Raw genomic sequence first — 17,004 nt, 5'->3', positions numbered from 1 at the left:
GCACGCGAAGGGGATCCAACTGTTGCATCGCGTGGATGAACACGTCTTGGGTCAATTCTTCGGCTTCGTGCACGTTGCGAACTCGGCTGATTGCCAAGGCAACGATGACGGGTCGGTAGCGTTCGAACAGATCGCCGAACGCCAGTTGGTCACCGCCTTGAGCCGCGATGACCAATTGCGCCACCGTTCGACCGGAAGCCGATGCGGAGGGCGAGTTGCGAACGATGGCGTTGCCGTCAGTCGGCGAAACGGTGGTCGTGAAATCAGGTGTGATCTTCATGGTGTCCATCCTCCCGGGATCCCGGGAATACTTTCCTGTTCAGGTCAGCCAAGCGACTGCCTGCTGAATTGTTTCAAACCAGTTGGAAAACCCGATCGAAGAATCTGCTTGATCAGCGAGCCTCGTCAGTGGATGAGAACACTTCGCTGGATGCAACAACGTCATTCAGAAGTCTGGGGTGAAGACATCTGCCATCGATGTGAGCGATGGACGAAGGTGCAGGCGAGGTTCGAATCCGAACGGGGCGCTGCCGACGCGAAACGCGATGGGCGGCAAACGAAAAGTCAACGGCTTGACCCCAGGGGGCAGTCGTGCCAGAGACTTTTCGCGTCGTGCTTCAGTTCAATGCGAGGGAAAGGCTGGGGGCCTTATCGCATATGCCTGTGACACGTTTGGTCTGTGGCAAAAGAAAACCGCCAGGGTTTTATTGCCGCAAAACTGGCTGCCAGAGGCTCCGGGACGCTGGACCCCGGATAACCGAGGCCCTCCCACTGCAATGAGCAGGAATGGATGACGACGCACAGAGTCTCGGCAGCATTCGTACGCATCGCACCCAAGGTCTGGGAAATGCGAACAACACGTTGAGTCGAGATCAGGTTACGCATCGAATCCTCCCTGCGCCGATTTTCTCGGTGCGGTGATGGAGCTCAAAAACGGAAAGTAAGGACAACAGAATTCGTTACAATTGCGAATCGGTCAACGGGGCGATGCCCATGGCCGAACGCTTCATGCAACTTCCCCGTCACTGCGGGGTGTGATGTCGCTGACTGGTTAGAGGATTATTTCAGCAGAAGGTTCGCGGGAACACAAAGTTATTTTGTGAAAAGCACTCACTTTTTGATCGAAAGTGTCAAAGACACCGGTGAATTGCTGGCGCCGCTGCTGTTCCCGCCCGTTTGCGTGTTATGCGGGGAACTGACTTGGCAGGCTCCGTCGCGGACTTCGGCGGCAGGGGGGACTCGCGCGAATTCTTCTGCCTCGGGGCGGCATTTTGCCCTTTTTTGCCGTCGCTGCGAGACCTCGCTGGTGCAGTCGGCGCCCGCGATGCAGTCCGCATGCGTGCAGTGTGCCTGGCCAGTTACAGGGATCAGGCCTGCGGAGTCTGGGCCTCAAACCGCTGTTCATTGGGGCTCGATTCAGGAGGATTCCGCCGAGAGTGAGTCCGCGGAAAGGGATTTGCCTTGTCCTGAATGTGCGCGACGCGAAACGTCTTTTTCGTTCGCGTCGGCGACAGCGGTGTATCGGTATCACGAGGTGGTGCGTCAAGCGATCATTGCCGCCAAGTACCCTCGCAACACGGCGATTGCCCGTGAATTGGCCGTCCGGTTGGCGGATCGTTACCGTGTCGGGGACGCCCGTCGCTCGGCGGGCGAACCGGATGCTCTCGATTCAGACCGCCAGGGAGAATCAAGAGGTTCGTTGGTGGTCACGCATGTGCCCAGCCCGTTTTGGCGCCAGTTTCGGCGCGGAGGTGTGGGGACCGGTTCGTTGGCCAGTCGGTTTGCTCGGGAGATGAATTTCCCGTTTGGATCGTTGTTAGAAACCAAGCGTTCGGTACAAAAGCAGGCGTTCTTGGACGACGCGGCTCGGCGCGAAAATGTGCGAGGTGCGTTTCAGGTTCGACGCCGTTGGAGAAAACGGCTGGTGGGACGAACGGTTCTTTTGGTTGATGATGTGATGACAACCGGGGCGACCGCCGATGAAATCTCTCGGGTGTTGTTGGATGCGGGTGCTGCCCGAGTGGATTTGCTGGTGGTTGCTCGAGCAATTCGTGACGCACCAAAATGATTGGCTGAGCGTATGGTTCCTTGCCGATTGGGTTGGTTGGGGCGAGTTTGCGGGTTTGTGGATCGGCATTCCGTGTTAAAGTCTGTCGTGCGGTTGGACGCGGCGGCGGAAACAACGTCCCATTGCACGACGACTTCTCTTCTCCATGGCGTGAAGTCCTTTTGGCGAGCGATCGTCCCAATGATCTTCTCATCCGGTTTTCCCGCACGATGACTGAATCGACCGACAACTCTCTCGAAAACCAAAGCGAAAATTCCGCTCATCACAAAGGTGGTGCCCGCCGCGCGATCGTTCGCGGATTGGGGGTCGTTCTGCCTCCGCTGCTGACAATCGTTGTTTTGATTTGGGCGTGGAACGCGATCGAAAACTACGTGTTGCTGCCGGTCGAGACAGGCATTCGTCGTTTTGTGTTGATCCCCGCAGTCAGCGAGACGTTTGAGCGACCACCCGAAGGGGCGATCATCAATGATTCGCCGGATGGAACGCTGGGGAAAAGCAATCAGCGTGGCTTCACCTACAAAGGTTTGTCGTACGTTCCTGATCCAACCGGGCGGCGTTATTTGCCTGGGTACGTGGTTCAACGCGTCGATTCGGAAATCGATGCGTTTGGTCCGTATGCGGTTCCACCGAACAACGCGATGGCGTATTGGGACCGATTTGTTCAGCTTCAGTACATGCCACGATCGGTGGTCGTGCCGGTCTTTTTGATCGTGTTTTTCGTGCTGCTGTATTTTCTGGGTCGGTTGTTCACGGGCGGAATCGGGCGTTGGTTTGTGACGACATTTGACGCCACGATTTTGCGAATTCCGATCGTGAACAAGGTCTATGGAAGCGTGAAGCAGATCACGGATTTCGCGTTTGATGACCGACAGATTGAATTCAATCGCGTGGTCGCGATCCAATACCCTCGCGACGGAATTTGGTCGCTCGGATTTGTGACAGGCAATGGCATGCGTGAGATTTCGGAAGCCGCTGGCGAACCGATGTTGAGCGTGTTGATGCCGACCAGCCCGATGCCGATGACTGGGTTCACGGTCAGTGTTCGCCGGAGCGAGGCGATCGACTTGAATCTGACGATTGACGAAGCGCTGCAGTTCATCGTCAGTTGCGGTGTCGTGGTGCCAATCAATCAGCGATACGACGTGCCGGGCGGGAAACTTGCCAAGCAGATCGTTGTGCCTTCGATCGGGGATTCGGTCGCGCAAGACGGTGCGGTCTCATCGAGCACCTGAAAAGACAAGTTTTAACCGGCCTCGCTCGGATCGTATTTCGTGCGCGACTGTACCGGAGTGTCTTGTAGCCGACTGAGGCCTTCAGTCGGCATCCCGAAAGTGCCACACACCGTCCGGCGTTCCGGCGGTCGGCCTCCCTCGAGATTGCCTTTGGTCTGAGGCGTGGTCACTCGTTCCAGGGCAGTCTACAGACGCCCCATTGGCCAGCGTTTTCATCGACAGCGACTTCGATCGATGACAGCGCATCGCCGAATTGTTCTCGCGTTTGTTGGCGAACGTTTTCTGCAATCACACGAGCGATCTCTTCTGCCGTGGTGTTGATCACCGGCATGATGATGCAGTCTTCGTTCGGAAAGACCCAACGTCGTTCTCGAAAACGCGCGGTGGTTTCGGTCTCGTCCTGCGTGATCAAGATCTCTTCGTGATCGCGTGGCAGGATCACGTGGTGATCGAGTGCCTGCGTTTGCTTCAGCACGGCATCACGCAGGGCGATGAAGTCGACGACGTAGCGGTTCTCATCCAGAGGCCCTTCCACGCTGACGCGGACACCGTAGTTGTGCCCATGAATGCGCTCGCAAATGTCGCCTGCGAACGTGATGAAGTGGGCAGCGGAGAAAATGAATTGTTCTTTGGAAACGTCGACGCGAAACGTGGCTGACATGTAGGGATGGCACAGAGAAAGAGTCTGAATGGAAAGCGGCGTGGGGCCAATGATAGACGAGTGTCCCATCAAGAGCACGCGGATCCCTGGTTCCGCCGAGGCTGTGTTAACTTGTGCGGGAAGTTTGATTGTTCTGGTTGGATGTTGGTCGGTGCCTATTCGGGGTGGTCGGAATGGAAACGTTGTGGGAGTGGCTCTCTGAGATGGAGTGGCAGCGTGTGGTCCCGGAGGTTCTGGGGAAAGCGGCAGGCGTGTTGCTGGGGATTGCGATCAGTTGGTGGGTGTTGTTTCGCAGGCGACTGAAGTATTTGGATCGACTCCGCCGTGGTGATTCGGATGAGTTGCTGTTTCAGGCTCATTATCTGTTGCCGGTCGAGGGGGACGACGAAACCGTGCAGTTGGTGTTTCGCAACGTTGCACCGAGGCGAACGATTGATGATGCTTACGACAACCCTTCGGCACGAGAGTCCCTGCGCCAGTTGGCTCGTTCGACGACCTTGAACGCGCCCATCGTTCCCACGGAAGGTCGCGTTGGGTTTGAAATCCTCAATGACGCCGCCAGTATTCTGACGGGGTGGTTGGCAACGTCCTCGATGCCGCGAAAAGTTTGGCTGTTCTGCATGACTTGCGAAGACCGCCAAGTGGTTCGCAAAGAATGCATTCGCTGCTTTTTGTTTCAAGAAGACGAGTTGCTGCGTTTCGCGGATTGGGGTTGGTGCCGCAAGCACGTTTGTGTGGAACGGCCCTGGCATTGGTTGCGTGTCGTGACGCTGCACCGGATTGCTTGCTATCACCGGGATGAACAAATCGCTTTGCCGGTCGTTTCTGACCGGAGCGTTCCGCTGGTCGACGACCAGCGCCAACACCGCCGAATGATGCGTTTGGCATTGGGGATTTGCGATTCGGAGGTGGCGACCAGCGAACCGTTTCAAGTGGATTGGAGCGATAAAGAACCCGTGCTACTCCAGCGTGGCGTGTTAATGTCCGTCCAGACGCCGTCGTCGCAGAGCAAGGGGGTGGGGCAAGACTGAGTGCCGCGGATGCTCAAATGACACATTACAATGTCGGCTCGTTCAGTACGGGGCGTGCACTGGATCTAGGTGCCCGGGCCGGCTGACTCAATGCATTTGACACACGAGGATCACCGATGAAATCCGCCCGCTCTGTCGTCTCGTCCGCCACCAACCCGCTGTCACAGCCAAAACCGGGGGCGACAGTCGATCGTCGCCAATGGATGCAGTGGACTGGGGCCACATTGGGACTGGCTGCGACATCGCACATGAGTGCACCGGTGGCGAAAGCCGCGAAAGAGATTGACCCCGATCGCCCGTTGAACTTGGCCGTCATTGGGATCGCCAATCGTGGTGCCGCCAATGTGGCTGGGGTGCAATCTCAGAATTTGGTCGCACTTTGTGACGTGGATGCCAACTACTTGAAGGCAGGTGGCGAACGATTCCCGAAAGCCAAATTGTATCGCGATTACCGCGAAATGCTTCGCGAAGAAACGGAGTTGGATGGGGTGGTGATCAGCACGCCCGATCATCATCACGCACCGGCCACCATGCGAGCGATTGAACAGGGGTTGAACGTCTACTGCGAAAAGCCTTTGACTCATACGGTTGCCGAAGCACGCGCCATTCGGTTGGCGGCCAAAAAAGCCGGTGTGGTGACGCAAATGGGCACCCAGATTCACGCGGGTTCCAACTATCGCCGTGTGGTGGAGATGATCCAAGATGGCGTGATTGGCAACGTCACTCGAGTTCACGTGTGGGTTGGAAAAGGCTGGGGCGCGACCGAATTGCCGAAACCACAAGGGGAAGCACCAGCCAACGTGGATTGGGACCTGTGGCTCGGCCCTGCACCCAAGATCGATTACACCCCAGGTTTGCACCCCGCATCGTGGCGACGCTATCGTGCTTATGGTGCGGGCACACTCGGTGACATGGGATGCCACTATGTTGACTTGCCGTTCTGGGCATTGGGGTTGCACTTGCCATCGAGTGTTGTCGCGGATGGCCCGCCGCCTTCGGACGATTATTGCCCAACGGGTTTGAAGGTTCGTTATCACTTCGATGCGACCGACAAGCATGACGAGTTGGATTTGACTTGGTACGACGGCGACCGTTCGCCGAAGGAACTCGAAGGTGTTTCGGTGCCCGGCAGCGGAGTGTTGTTTGTTGGTGACAAAGGAATGATGATCGCGACGTATGGCAGTTACACGTTGCTTCCCAAAGACAAATTCGCGGACTTCAAACCGGCGGCACCACGGATCGCCGACTCGGTCGGTCATCACATGGAATGGATGCAAGCGATTCGTGGGCAGGGCACTCCGCTGTGCCAATTTGATTATTCGGGGCCGCTGACCGAAACGGTGTTGTTGGGCACCGTCGCTCATCAATGCGGTCGCGAGTTGAAGTTCAATGCTTCGGAGATGGTTTGCACGGGTGACGAGCAAGCCACCTCGTTGTTGAGCAAAAATTATCGCGAAGGCTGGTCGGTGGATGCGGCGGCCCGCGCGACCGTCTAGACTGTTATGCCTTCTTTTCGCGGATTGAGGCTTTGTTCGATTCGCGAATCAAGATTTTGTGAACGGCCGCCCTTCGTGGACGGTCGTTCACCGTTGGGCTGTTGCTCAATCCCGCCTTCATCCTCTCCCCGCTTTTCGTCTGTCCCCACAAGATGAAATCTCCCTCCAATACTGCCGCTCGCGATATGTCTTGTCTGTTCACTGCAGGCAATCGCTTGCAAGGCATTGTGCCTCCCTTGATCACTCCCCTGCGTGCTCGCGATGAGTTGGACCAGGAGGGATTGGAACGCTTGGTCGAGCATGTCATCGACGGTGGCGTTTCAGGAATCTTTATTCTGGGAACGACTGGCGAGGCCCCCAGTTTGAGTTATCGGTTGCGTCGTGAGTTGATCACCGCCACCACTCGATTGGTTTCCAAGCGTGTGCCGGTTTTGGTGGGAGTTACCGACACGGCCTTTGTGGAATCGATTGAACTGGCCCGTCATGCGGCCGATGCTGGCGCGGACGCGGCGGTCCTGACCACGCCGTACTATTTTCCGGCCGGCCAGACGGAATTGACGGCCTATGTTCAGAACATTGCGCCTGAAATCCCGTTGCCGTTGATGCTGTACAACATGCCGGGATTGACCAAGGTCTGGTTTGAGATGGAAACCTTGCGAAAGCTCTCTGAGATCCAGTCGATCGTGGGTGTCAAAGACAGCAGCGGTGACCTGGACTACTTTCGGCGTTTGTGCGAGTTGCGGAACGAAGTGCGTGATGATTGGTCGGTCTTGCTCGGCCCCGAAGCCATGCTGCCGGAAGCTCACCAGTTGGGCGGCGACGGTGGTGTATCGGGTGGCGCGAACGTGATGCCCCGTTGTTTCGTGGATTGCTACGAAGGCCTGACGGCGAATGACGCGGCCAAGACAGAAGCAGCGATGGCCAAGATTCGTCGTTTCCAAGACATTTATGATGTTGGCAAGTACGCGTCACGTCACATCAAAGCCACCAAGTGCGCCGCATCGTTGTTAGGGATCTGCAGTGATCTTCCCGCGGATCCGTTTCATCGTTTCTTTGAACCCGAGCGAGAGAAAGTGGCTGTGGTCCTGCGTGACTTGGGGATTCTATGATTGCGGCGATGGCGTTCACGGGCTTGGACTACGCGGTCCTTGTCGCATACTTCGTCGCCATCTTGGCTATGGGGTTTTACTTTTGGGCCCGCAATCGCTCGGCGGATGATTTTTCTGCCGGTGGTCGATCCCTTCCGGGGTGGTTGTGTGGGCTGTCGATTTTCGCGACTTACTTGAGCAGCATCAGTTATCTGGCGTTGCCGGGCAAAGCGTTTGTCGACAACTGGAACGCGTTCATGTACTCGTTGGCGATCCCGATTGCGGCTGCGATCGCGGTGCGTTGGTTCTTGCCGCTGTATCGAAAGAGCGGCGAGGTCTCGGCATATTCGTTGTTGGAACGGCGGTTTGGGCTTTGGGCGAGGCTCTTTGCCAGCGGGTTTTATCTGCTGTTTCAAATCGCGCGGATCGGTGTGGTGATGTACTTGATGGCATTGCCGATGGCGGTCTTGTTTGGATGGGACATTCGATTGGTCATTGCGTGCACCGGAGTGGTGGTCACGGTTTACTCATTTGTGGGTGGGATCGTGGCTGTGATTTGGGCGGATGCGATTCAGGCGATCGTGTTATTGGCCGGGGCGTTGTTGGCGCTGGGGATTTTGTTGTTGGGAATGCCGGGGGGCCCCGCCGAAGTGCTGGCGGTTGCCAACGAGAACCAGAAATTCTCCTTGGGCGATAGCTCCTTCATCTTTTCGGAATCAACGATTTGGGTCGTGTTGGCGTTTGGGTTGTTCGACAACCTTCGTAACTTTGGGATCGATCAAAGTTATGTGCAGCGCTACATCGCTTCGCGTTCGGATCGCGAAGCGGCGAAGAGCGTGTGGGTGGGGGCATTGCTGTATGTTCCCGTCAGCGCGTTGTTCCTGTTCATTGGATCGTCGCTGTATGCCTACTACGAAGGGCACCCACAGGACCTGGATGAAGTCCGGAGAATCGTCGCAGAGCAAAAACTGATGCAGGCGGGTGTCTCTGAAAACGCGGCGGATTACCCGGCGCAGATGGCGGAGATGTCGGCAAGTCTGACCGAAAGTGACTTGGGCGATCGGGTATTCCCGCACTTCATTGCGGCTCACCTGCCACAAGGCGTTCGAGGGCTGTTGATCGCGGCGGTGTTCGCAGCAGCGATGAGTACCGTTTCCACGTCGCTCAATTCATCCGCGACGTTGGTGATGAGCGATTTTTATCGGCGGTTGATTCGCCGGGATTCCTCGGACGAACAAAACATCGGCGTGTTGCGATTGTCGACCATCGCGTGGGGAGCCATGGGAACCGGGATGGCTCTGGCACTCGTCCGATTGACCGACAGCACCTTGGATGTTTGGTGGACACTCTCAGGCGTGTTGGGCGCTGGGATTGTCGGCTTGTTCTTGCTCGGGATCACGGTGCCGCGATTGCATGGTGCACCTGCCGTGAGTGCTTTCGCGATTGGCGGTTTGGTGATCGCCTGGATGACGATTTCGCAAACCAGCGTGTGGCCCGAATCATGGGCGGCTTATGCCAATCCGATGGACAAGTTCATGACGATCGTGGTGGGGCCGTGCCTGATGATCGGGGTGGGAGTTCTCCTCGCAGCCCTTGGTTTGGGCGATGGTCAGGCTTCGCGAAAGGATTGGAGCGAGAGTTGAAGGCCTTTCAAGATGTGATTCGAGGCTGCTTCATGCGCCGCTTCTGCATTCCCGTTTTGAATGGCGGTGAAGATCTTTTCGTGTTCGTTGCAGGTATTCTCCATCACGTCGGCGCCTTGGCGATGCATCCAGATTCCGAACACGCGAGTCAGGATGTTGGACTGAGTGGAGGTTCTTACCAATGTGTGGTTGCCGGTCGCTTCGACGATTCGCAAGTGAAAGTTGTGATCCGCTTGATTGAATTCGTAGGCGATCTTTTGGCTTTCTTCTGGGGAGTCGGTTTGCTTTTGGCGTTCCACCAACTCTCGCATCGTGTTGTATTCTTTCGCGATCAACTGGATGTCTTCCGACGTCGAACGCTCCGAGGCACGAGCCGACGCGAAGGGTTCGATCAGATTGCGAACCTCGTAGAGCTCTTGCACTTCGGGTTCGTTGATCGATCGCACGACGGCGCCGATTTGGGGGACCAGCTCGACCATGCCTTCGGTCGCGAGCTGACCGGCGGCTTCTCGGACCGGGGTGGCCGAGACGCCAATTTCTTTTCCGATTGGTCCGTACAACAACCGGGTTCCGGGTTTGAATTCACCCGAAATCAGTTTTTGACGCAGATGATGATAGGCACGGCTGGCGTGCGTTTCGACTTGGTGACGCCCTGGAGTCATTGTCGTGAAGCGGGGGTGGGGAGGGACGAGATGGATCCGGGGCCGACGCGTGGGGACGCGATCGGGGAACGCATTCTAACAGCGAGGCAACATTGGTCCTATGCGTCTATAGATGCTGGGCAGCGTGTTGGTGAAGCGGAAGTCTATGCATTGCAAGGTGCCTCAAGGCACGATAGCCGAGATGTGGGACGGCAAAACAATTGGCGGGTGGTGGCATGATTCGTCAGCTCACTCATCGCCAGCATCATCATCATCTGACCAACGCGAATGTTTGGTCGTGGGATGGGGCCTGGATCTATTACGACATTCGTAGCGATGCAAGCGGAGCGGTCTTTGATGGGGCACGTATTGAACGTGTCAACGCGAAGACATGCGAAGTCGAAGTGGTGTATGAGGCTCCTCAAGGTGCCTGTGTAGGAGTTGTGACGGCCAGTCCAACGGAAGACAAGATTGTGTTCATTCATGGGCCAGAGGACCCAACGCCGGCTTGGAGCTACGCGTCCTTTCATCGTCGCGGTGTCATGATGTGTCCTGGGCAGGCCGATACTGTTCAGAATTTAGACGCGCGAGATATCGTCGACCCATTCACGGCTGGGGCACTGCGAGGTGGCAGTCACGTGCACGTTTTCGACAGCGAAGGCCAGTGGATCAGTTTTACCTACGAGGACCATGTGTTGGCCGCAGGATCGGTCAGTAAATATTCGAATCAACGCAACGTGGGTGTTTCGATTCCGTGCCAACCCGTGTCGGTTCCAAAGACGCATCGCCGCAATCATGACGGGGCGTTTTGGAGCGTGTTGGTGACGCAGACTCATGATCACCCTGAGCCCGGCACGGACCAGATTTGCAAGGCGTACGAAGACTCTTGGATCGCGACAAGATCGCAGAAATCCGACCAAGACCCAACCTCCGCGAGGGCTTTGGCGTTTCTTGGCGATGTTGTCATTGCTGCAGATCCCAGCGGAGAAAAGGCACTGGTGACCGAGTTGTTCGTGGTGGATTTGCCAGCGGATTGCACGGTGCCCGGGGCCGGTCCATTGCAAGGCACCGCGACCACGCGACCGACCCCGCCGGCGGGAGCGTTGCAGCGGCGTTTGACTCACACGATCGATCGCTCGTATCCCGGCGTGGCGACCGATGTGCGCCATTGGCCACGGAGCAAACCGGAGGGCAGCCAAGTCTATTTTTTGATGCGAGATGATGAGGGCGTGGTTCAGTTGTGGTCGATTTCGCCGAAGGGTGGATCGCACCATCAAGTTACCAGTGGGAACGAATCCGTCGCTTCCGCGTTCACGATTCATCCAGGTGGGAACCATGCTGCCTGTGTGATCGGAAATTCGGTTTGCGAAGTGAATTTGACTGATGGACGCATCGAGACATTGGCGGAAGGCGGTTCGCGAATTCGCTGCTTGCCTTTCGCGGTCGTGTACTCGCCAGATGGAAGTCACGTTGCCTTTGGCGGCGCGGTTTCAAGCGACAACGGTTCTTGCAACCAAATCTTCCTGGCCGATTCAAAGGCAGGGGGAGCGTCCGGTGGATAAGACGCCTCGGACGATTGAGAAAGCCAACCGCCATTCTGGGCCAAATGCTTGGGAGGCGAACAACCTGAGAAAGAGAGAGCAACGATGAGTATTCGCAGACGGTCACTACAACCATTCGCGTTGGCAATGGGATTGGGATGGATGTTGTTGATCCAGGTAGGTCAATTTTTGAGTGCCGATGAGAATCCCAAGTTGGTGCCGTTGAAGTACAACAACCGTGGTTTGGAAGTTGATTTGGGTGTCGGGCTTTGGGCCTATCCGTTGCCGATGGATTACGACGGTGACGGTGACTTGGATTTGTTGGTGGGCTGTCCAGACAAGCCTTCCAATGGGACGTACTACTTTGAAAATTCAACACAGGATCCAGGCGTCAAGATGCCGGTGTTTGAAGCACCGGTTCGGCTTGGTCGAGCGTTTCACAATATGTTGGCAAGCGAAGTCAACGGTGAGCAGCGAGTTTTGATTCCGGGCAAGTATTTTGCGCAGGATCCGTCCACAGGGAAGTTTGATTTTGACAAGCCCACTGGTATCTCTGCGCCTGCGAAACCGCTGAACACCCCGGGAGCCCGAATTCGCGGGAACATGTGGCGTTATGTGGACTACGACGGTGACGGCGATCACGACTTGATCGCTGGTGTCGGTGATTGGTCCGATTTGGTTTGGGACCATGCCTACGATGAGAAGGGCGATTGGCGCAACGGACCGCTGCATGGATACGTGTTCTTGATGTCCAACGCTGGGGATGATGCCAACCCGGACTATGGAAAGCCTGAGATGATCTTGGCTGGCGAGGAACCCATCGATGTTTTCGGGTGGCCGTGTGCAAGTCTGGTCGACTTCGATGGAGATGATGACCTGGATATGATCGTGGGCAATTTTTTGGACTACTTCACTTACTTTGAAAACGTGGGGACGCGTGAGAAGCCTCGCTATCAAACAGGGAAGGAGCTTGAGAATGTGAACGGCGAGCGACTGACGATGCACTTGCAAATGATCACGCCGACCGCGATCGATTGGGATCGAGATGGCGATGCGGATTTGATCGTGGGGGATGAAGACGGTCGCGTTGCATTCATTGAAAACACCGGTGAACTTCGTGATGGACAACCTGTGTTTGAGGACCCGGTTTACTTCCGGCAAAAAGCGGACACGCTGAAGTTTGGTGCCCTGGCGACTCCCTATGTGTCGGATTGGGATCGTGACGGTGATGATGACATTGTCTGTGGGAATACCGCCGGAAACATTGGTTGGTTTGAAAACCTTGGAGAGGGCGAAGAGGGGTTGCCGAAGTGGGCGGAACCCGTGTTGCTAAACATTCGGCATCAAGATGGAACCGAAGAACCGTTTCGGATTTTGGCAGGCGAGAACGGTTCGATCCAAGGGCCATGCGAAGCCAAGTGGGGCTACACGACCTTGTCACTGGCTGATTGGGATGGTGATGGCGACGATGACATCATTTACAACTCGATCTTGTCGGAGGTCGGCGTGTTACAGAATGAGTCTGGCACGTTGGTGGAGCAGGACTTGGAATCGGCTCCCGTTGAAAACCCGCCGGCTTGGTACCCTTGGAAGCCCGCTTCGAAGAGGTCCTTGACGCAGTGGCGAACAACGCCGGTCGCGATTGATTTTGATGGCGACGAGGAATTGGATTTGGTGTTGATGGATCAGGAAGGTTATTTGACGCTTCGTCGTTCGGCGGGGAAGGCGGAACGTTTGTTTGTTGATGAATCCGGTCATCCCATTCGTTTAGCATCTGGAACCGCGGGTCGATCTGGACGCGTCAAAGTCGCCGTTGCGGATTGGGATTCCGATGGGCGTTTGGATGTGTTGATTAATTCAGAAAACGTGACTTGGTACCGCAATGTGGCGGATCAAGACGGCAAGGTCGTGTTGAAACGCATCGGGAATTTGGCTCGGCGAAATGTGGCAGGGCACACCGCGAGTCCCGCTGTCTCGGACTTCAACCGGGATGGGAAATGGGATCTGATCGTAGGCAGTGAAAACGGCCGGATCTATCACATTTTCCATGACGATTGCATTTCGTTCTCCAGCAAAGAAATCGCTGGGAAGGTTCAGTTTGACAAAGCTCTGCCGGCAACGCCGGATGATCCCAAGGTGCAACGCGAAGATGCAATCGCATTGGATACGACGCGTGGGCGTGTTGCGGCATGGATTGAGCCGAACAAAGACGCGAAAAAGTCTGACCTGGTGAGATTCCGTTATCACGATGGGATCAAATGGTCGGGGCCGATCACCGTGCTTTGGGATCAACCGAAGGCAGGGAAGGTTACATGCACTGATTTGCGGTTTGATGCGAGTAGCGAAGACGACCGAATTGTGTTGATGTTTGAGGCCCAAGTCGGTGACGAAACGCAAACCGTGTCGAAGATCAGCTACGATCGTGGGCGTTCGTTCCGCGATCCCAAGTGACGGCTGGGTGCAAGCTTTTCGATGGCTGATTGCCTGCGAGGTGTTCTGGGTTTCTGAACGCTTCGCGGGTGAATTTTTGTTTCTTGATTTTTCTTTTCTTAACGATTCGACATCCTCATGCCTGTCATCGCTCTCGGTCTCGATTTTGGAACGGAGTCTGTGCGTGCCATCTTGGTTGATGCCGAGGGCCACGAAGTGGGGTCTTCGGTCAGTCCGTTTCGGCATGGACAGATCTTGGATGCTTTGCCTGGTCGTGACGAACCGCTGCCAGAGCGATATGCATTGCAGTGCCCAGCGGACTGGATTGAGTCCGCCTCCATCGCAACGAAAGAGGCGTTGGCGAAGGCGGGTTTGACTGGCAGTGAAATCGTGGGCGCTGGCGTCGACTTCACCAGTTGCACGATGCTGCCGACCAAGCACGATGGGACGCCTCTGTGTGAGCTGGAGTCGCTGAAGTCTCGTCCGTTGGCATGGCCGAAGCTGTGGAAGCACCATGGGGCTTTGGAGCAAGCGGAACGGATGACTTCGATCGCAAGGGAACGTGAGGAATCGTTTCTGAAACGATACGGCGGTGTGATCGGATTGGAGTGGTTCTTTCCGAAGATGCTGGAGACGATCGAGCACGATCCCGAAGTGGCTGAGTTGGCGGAAGTGTGGTTGGAGGCCGGCGATTGGTTCGTGTGGCAACTGGTCGGTGGAGACAGTGATTCGTTGGTTCGGTCGACCTGCCAGGCGGGTTACAAAGCGATGTGGTCGGCGGAAGATGGTTATCCATCGCAGGAATATTTTCAGGCCGTTCACTCGAAGCTTGCTGAAGCGGTTGCCGATCGGATGCCGGGTCAATCAGTGGAGCAAATGCGGTCGCCGGGCCAGGTGGCTGGGCATTTGACCGACGGGATGGCAGCCCAGTTTGGGTTGCCCGCTGGGATACCCGTATCGGCAGCGATCATCGATGCTCACTCCGGTGTGCCGGGAGTGGGCGCGGCCGAGCCAGGGACGCTGGTGATGGTGTTGGGGACCAGCAGTTGTCACATGCTCAACGCGACAAGAATGGTGGACATGCCCGGGGTGGCTGGCGTGGTCGAAGGCGGTATCTTGCCGGGGTTGTTCGGTTATGAAACCGGGCAGGCGGCGGTTGGAGATGCGTTCGCTTGGTTGCGGAAACTTTTGAATCGCGAATCGTTTGATGACTTGGCTGAGGAAGCGATGAGACTGCCTCCGGGGGCGGAGGGTGTCTCTTGTTTGGATTGGATGAACGGCTGTCGAACGCCGTTGATGGACGGTGCTGTTCGTGGCGCATTCACTGGGCTGGGAATGCAGCATGGTCCTGCTCATCTTTATCTGGCGTTGATGGAAGCGTCCGCCTTTGGTGTGCGTTGGATTGTGGAAATGCTTCGTCATGGAAATGCTGATCTGGCTGATACGAATCAGAGGGGCTCAGCGAACTCCAGCGACCAGGGCGTACCGATCGATCGCATCATTGCCACGGGCGGTTTGCCGCACCACAACCGAGCCTTCGTGGAGGTTTATGCGGATGTGCTGGGGATGCCGATTGAAATTCATCCTTCCTCGCAGGGCCCGGCTGTTGGTGCGGCGGTTCTGGGGATGGTCGCTGCAGGACCTGAAAAAACACCCTTTTCCAGCATCGCGGAGGCCGCTTCAGCGATGGCGGCGGTTCCAGAAGATCGTCGTGATTTGATTTTGCCACGGTTGGAACGGACGGAAGCATACGATCTGCTATACCGTCGCTATCGACAATTGGCTCACGCGGTCGCGATGCAACAAATTTGAACTCCTCTTCCTCTTTTTACACGGGCTGACGAAACGATGCCTCAGACGATCACACTGATAGCCTCCGGCGACCTACGGGATTCTGCAAACCAGGTTTGTTGGGAGGCGCAAAAAGAGATGGAATCGCGGTTGATCGCGGCGATCGAATCTTTCGGCCACCAGGTCACTCGTGGACATGAGTTTGACGAAACGCGTGGGCATGGATTCATTCGGTCACAGCGGCAGGGCATGGACGTGTTTCGCGCCATCGATCCCAATGCCCCGCTGATTGTTGCCGAGGCGGTTTGGCAGTACTCGCATCACGTGCTGGCTGGATTGATGACGCACCGAGGCCCGATTTTGACGGTTGCAAACTGGTCCGGGCAGTGGCCGGGGTTGGTGGGTTTGCTGAATCTCAATGGTTCACTCACGAAGGCGGGCGTTCAATACAGTTCGTTGTGGAGCGAGGAGTTTTCGGACTCAGCGTTCTTGAGCAAGCTGAAGAGCTGGTTGGAAACAGGGTCAGTTGCTCATGAGATGGATCATGTGACGCCATTTGAGATCACCAGTTGCGACGAAAATGCTCGAGCAAAGGCATTGGAGATTGCCGAGACGCTGCAGCGTGAAAAGGCCATTTTGGGTGTGTTCGATGAAGGCTGCATGGGGATGTTCAATGCCATCATTCCCGATCATTTACTGCATGCCACGGGCGTCTTCAAAGAGCGATTGAGTCAATCTGCTCTCTATCACGAGTCGCAGCAGGTGAGTGATGAAGAGGCACAGGCCGTTCGCAACTGGTTGGATCAGGCGGGGATGAAATTCCATACCGGACCCAATCACGAAACCGATCTCACCGATGCTCAGATTCTCGGTCAGTGTCGCGTCTACATTGCGGCGATGCGAATCGCGGATGACTTTGGTTGCGATGCGATTGGGATTCAGTACCAGCAAGGTCTGAAAGATTTGCTGCCCGCCAGTGACTTGGTGGAAGGCATGCTCAATGACTCAGTCCGGCCGCCCGTGTTTTCGCGAGATGGATCGCGAGAATTGTATGCCGGCGCCCCGCTGACTCACTTCAATGAAGTGGACGAGTGTGCGGGCCTGGATGGGTTGATTACCAATCGAGTTCATAAAGCGTTGGGGCAACCGGTCGAGAATACGCTGCACGATTTGCGTTGGTCTGATCACGATGCCAGCGGGACAACCGAGGAAGAAGTTTGGGTGCAGGAAATCAGCGGTGCTGTGCCAGCCTCTCACTTTGCAAACGGTTGGGCCGACGCGGAAGGGTTCCGCCAACCTCCGATGTACTTTCCTTCCGGCGGAAGCACCGTTCGAGGAGTCTCCAAACCCGGCGAAGTGGTTTGGTCACGAATTTTCATTGC

13 protein-coding genes are annotated in these 17,004 nt (G+C 56.2%); 10 read left to right on the top strand and 3 right to left on the bottom strand.

What is annotated here, in order from left to right; translation table 11 throughout:
• Positions 1 to 289, bottom strand: a 289-nt coding sequence (locus ACF8AM_RS20680; protein ID WP_392557468.1) for an RNA polymerase sigma factor, incomplete at its 3' end; no start/stop codon positions are given.
• Positions 290 to 1,456: 1,167 nt separating this feature from the next.
• Here ACF8AM_RS20680 and ACF8AM_RS20675 point away from each other — a divergent pair.
• Positions 1,457 to 2,068 (top strand): ComF family protein, encoded by a 612-nt coding sequence (locus ACF8AM_RS20675; RefSeq protein WP_392557467.1) that lies wholly within the window; start codon positions 1,457 to 1,459, stop codon positions 2,066 to 2,068.
• 209 nt (positions 2,069 to 2,277) lie between these two features.
• A complete protein-coding gene (locus ACF8AM_RS20670; RefSeq protein WP_392557466.1) occupies positions 2,278 to 3,300 on the top strand; it encodes a DUF502 domain-containing protein in 1,023 nt (340 codons plus the stop codon).
• A gap of 166 nt (positions 3,301 to 3,466) precedes the next feature.
• Here the strand turns inward: ACF8AM_RS20670 and ACF8AM_RS20665 are convergent, their stop codons facing one another.
• Positions 3,467 to 3,961, bottom strand: a complete 495-nt coding sequence (locus ACF8AM_RS20665) for a 6-pyruvoyl tetrahydropterin synthase family protein (protein WP_392557470.1) — start codon at positions 3,959 to 3,961, stop codon at positions 3,467 to 3,469.
• Between the two features lie 173 nt (positions 3,962 to 4,134).
• On the opposite strand from ACF8AM_RS20665, the gene ACF8AM_RS20660 reads away from it, so the two are divergent.
• The 4 genes from ACF8AM_RS20660 to ACF8AM_RS20645 all read left to right on the top strand — a co-directional run bounded on the left by ACF8AM_RS20660 (position 4,135) and on the right by ACF8AM_RS20645 (position 9,219).
• Positions 4,135 to 4,992 (top strand): hypothetical protein, encoded by an 858-nt coding sequence (locus ACF8AM_RS20660; RefSeq protein WP_392557465.1) that lies wholly within the window; start codon positions 4,135 to 4,137, stop codon positions 4,990 to 4,992.
• Between the two features lie 116 nt (positions 4,993 to 5,108).
• A complete protein-coding gene (locus ACF8AM_RS20655) occupies positions 5,109 to 6,488 on the top strand; it encodes a Gfo/Idh/MocA family protein (RefSeq protein WP_392557464.1) in 1,380 nt (459 codons plus the stop codon).
• A 185-nt stretch (positions 6,489 to 6,673) separates the two neighbouring features.
• Complete coding sequence (locus ACF8AM_RS20650) at positions 6,674 to 7,597, top strand: dihydrodipicolinate synthase family protein (RefSeq protein WP_392557469.1); 924 nt, start codon at positions 6,674 to 6,676, stop codon at positions 7,595 to 7,597.
• An 8-nt stretch (positions 7,598 to 7,605) separates the two neighbouring features.
• Positions 7,606 to 9,219, top strand: a complete 1,614-nt coding sequence (locus ACF8AM_RS20645) for a sodium:solute symporter (RefSeq protein WP_392557463.1) — start codon at positions 7,606 to 7,608, stop codon at positions 9,217 to 9,219.
• Here the strand turns inward: ACF8AM_RS20645 and ACF8AM_RS20640 are convergent.
• On the bottom strand, positions 9,186 to 9,881 hold the full coding sequence (locus ACF8AM_RS20640; protein ID WP_392557462.1) for a GntR family transcriptional regulator: 696 nt from the start codon (positions 9,879 to 9,881) through the stop codon (positions 9,186 to 9,188). The two genes, ACF8AM_RS20645 and ACF8AM_RS20640, sit on opposite strands and share 34 nt — an antisense overlap.
• 215 nt (positions 9,882 to 10,096) lie before the next feature.
• Between ACF8AM_RS20640 and ACF8AM_RS20635 the strand changes: the two genes are divergently transcribed.
• The 4 genes from ACF8AM_RS20635 to ACF8AM_RS20620 form a co-directional block, all read left to right on the top strand.
• Positions 10,097 to 11,422, top strand: a complete 1,326-nt coding sequence (locus ACF8AM_RS20635) for a DUF3748 domain-containing protein (protein WP_392557461.1) — start codon at positions 10,097 to 10,099, stop codon at positions 11,420 to 11,422.
• An 84-nt stretch (positions 11,423 to 11,506) separates the two neighbouring features.
• Positions 11,507 to 13,852: an FG-GAP repeat domain-containing protein gene (locus ACF8AM_RS20630; RefSeq protein WP_392557460.1), complete on the top strand. Its 2,346-nt coding sequence runs from the start codon at positions 11,507 to 11,509 to the stop codon at positions 13,850 to 13,852.
• A gap of 117 nt (positions 13,853 to 13,969) precedes the next feature.
• Positions 13,970 to 15,643 carry a ribulokinase gene (locus ACF8AM_RS20625; protein ID WP_392557459.1) on the top strand — a complete coding sequence of 558 codons (1,674 nt, stop codon included), beginning with the start codon at positions 13,970 to 13,972 and terminating at the stop codon, positions 15,641 to 15,643.
• A gap of 36 nt (positions 15,644 to 15,679) precedes the next feature.
• A partial coding sequence (locus ACF8AM_RS20620) for a fucose isomerase (protein WP_392557458.1) occupies positions 15,680 to 17,004 on the top strand: 1,325 nt, incomplete at its 3' end.

Source organism: Rhodopirellula sp. JB055 (assembly GCF_043100905.1).
GTDB lineage: Bacteria > Planctomycetota > Planctomycetia > Pirellulales > Pirellulaceae > Rhodopirellula.
The sequence above is the reverse complement of the archived record's forward strand: the minus strand, read 5'-3'. Positions and strand labels throughout refer to the sequence as shown.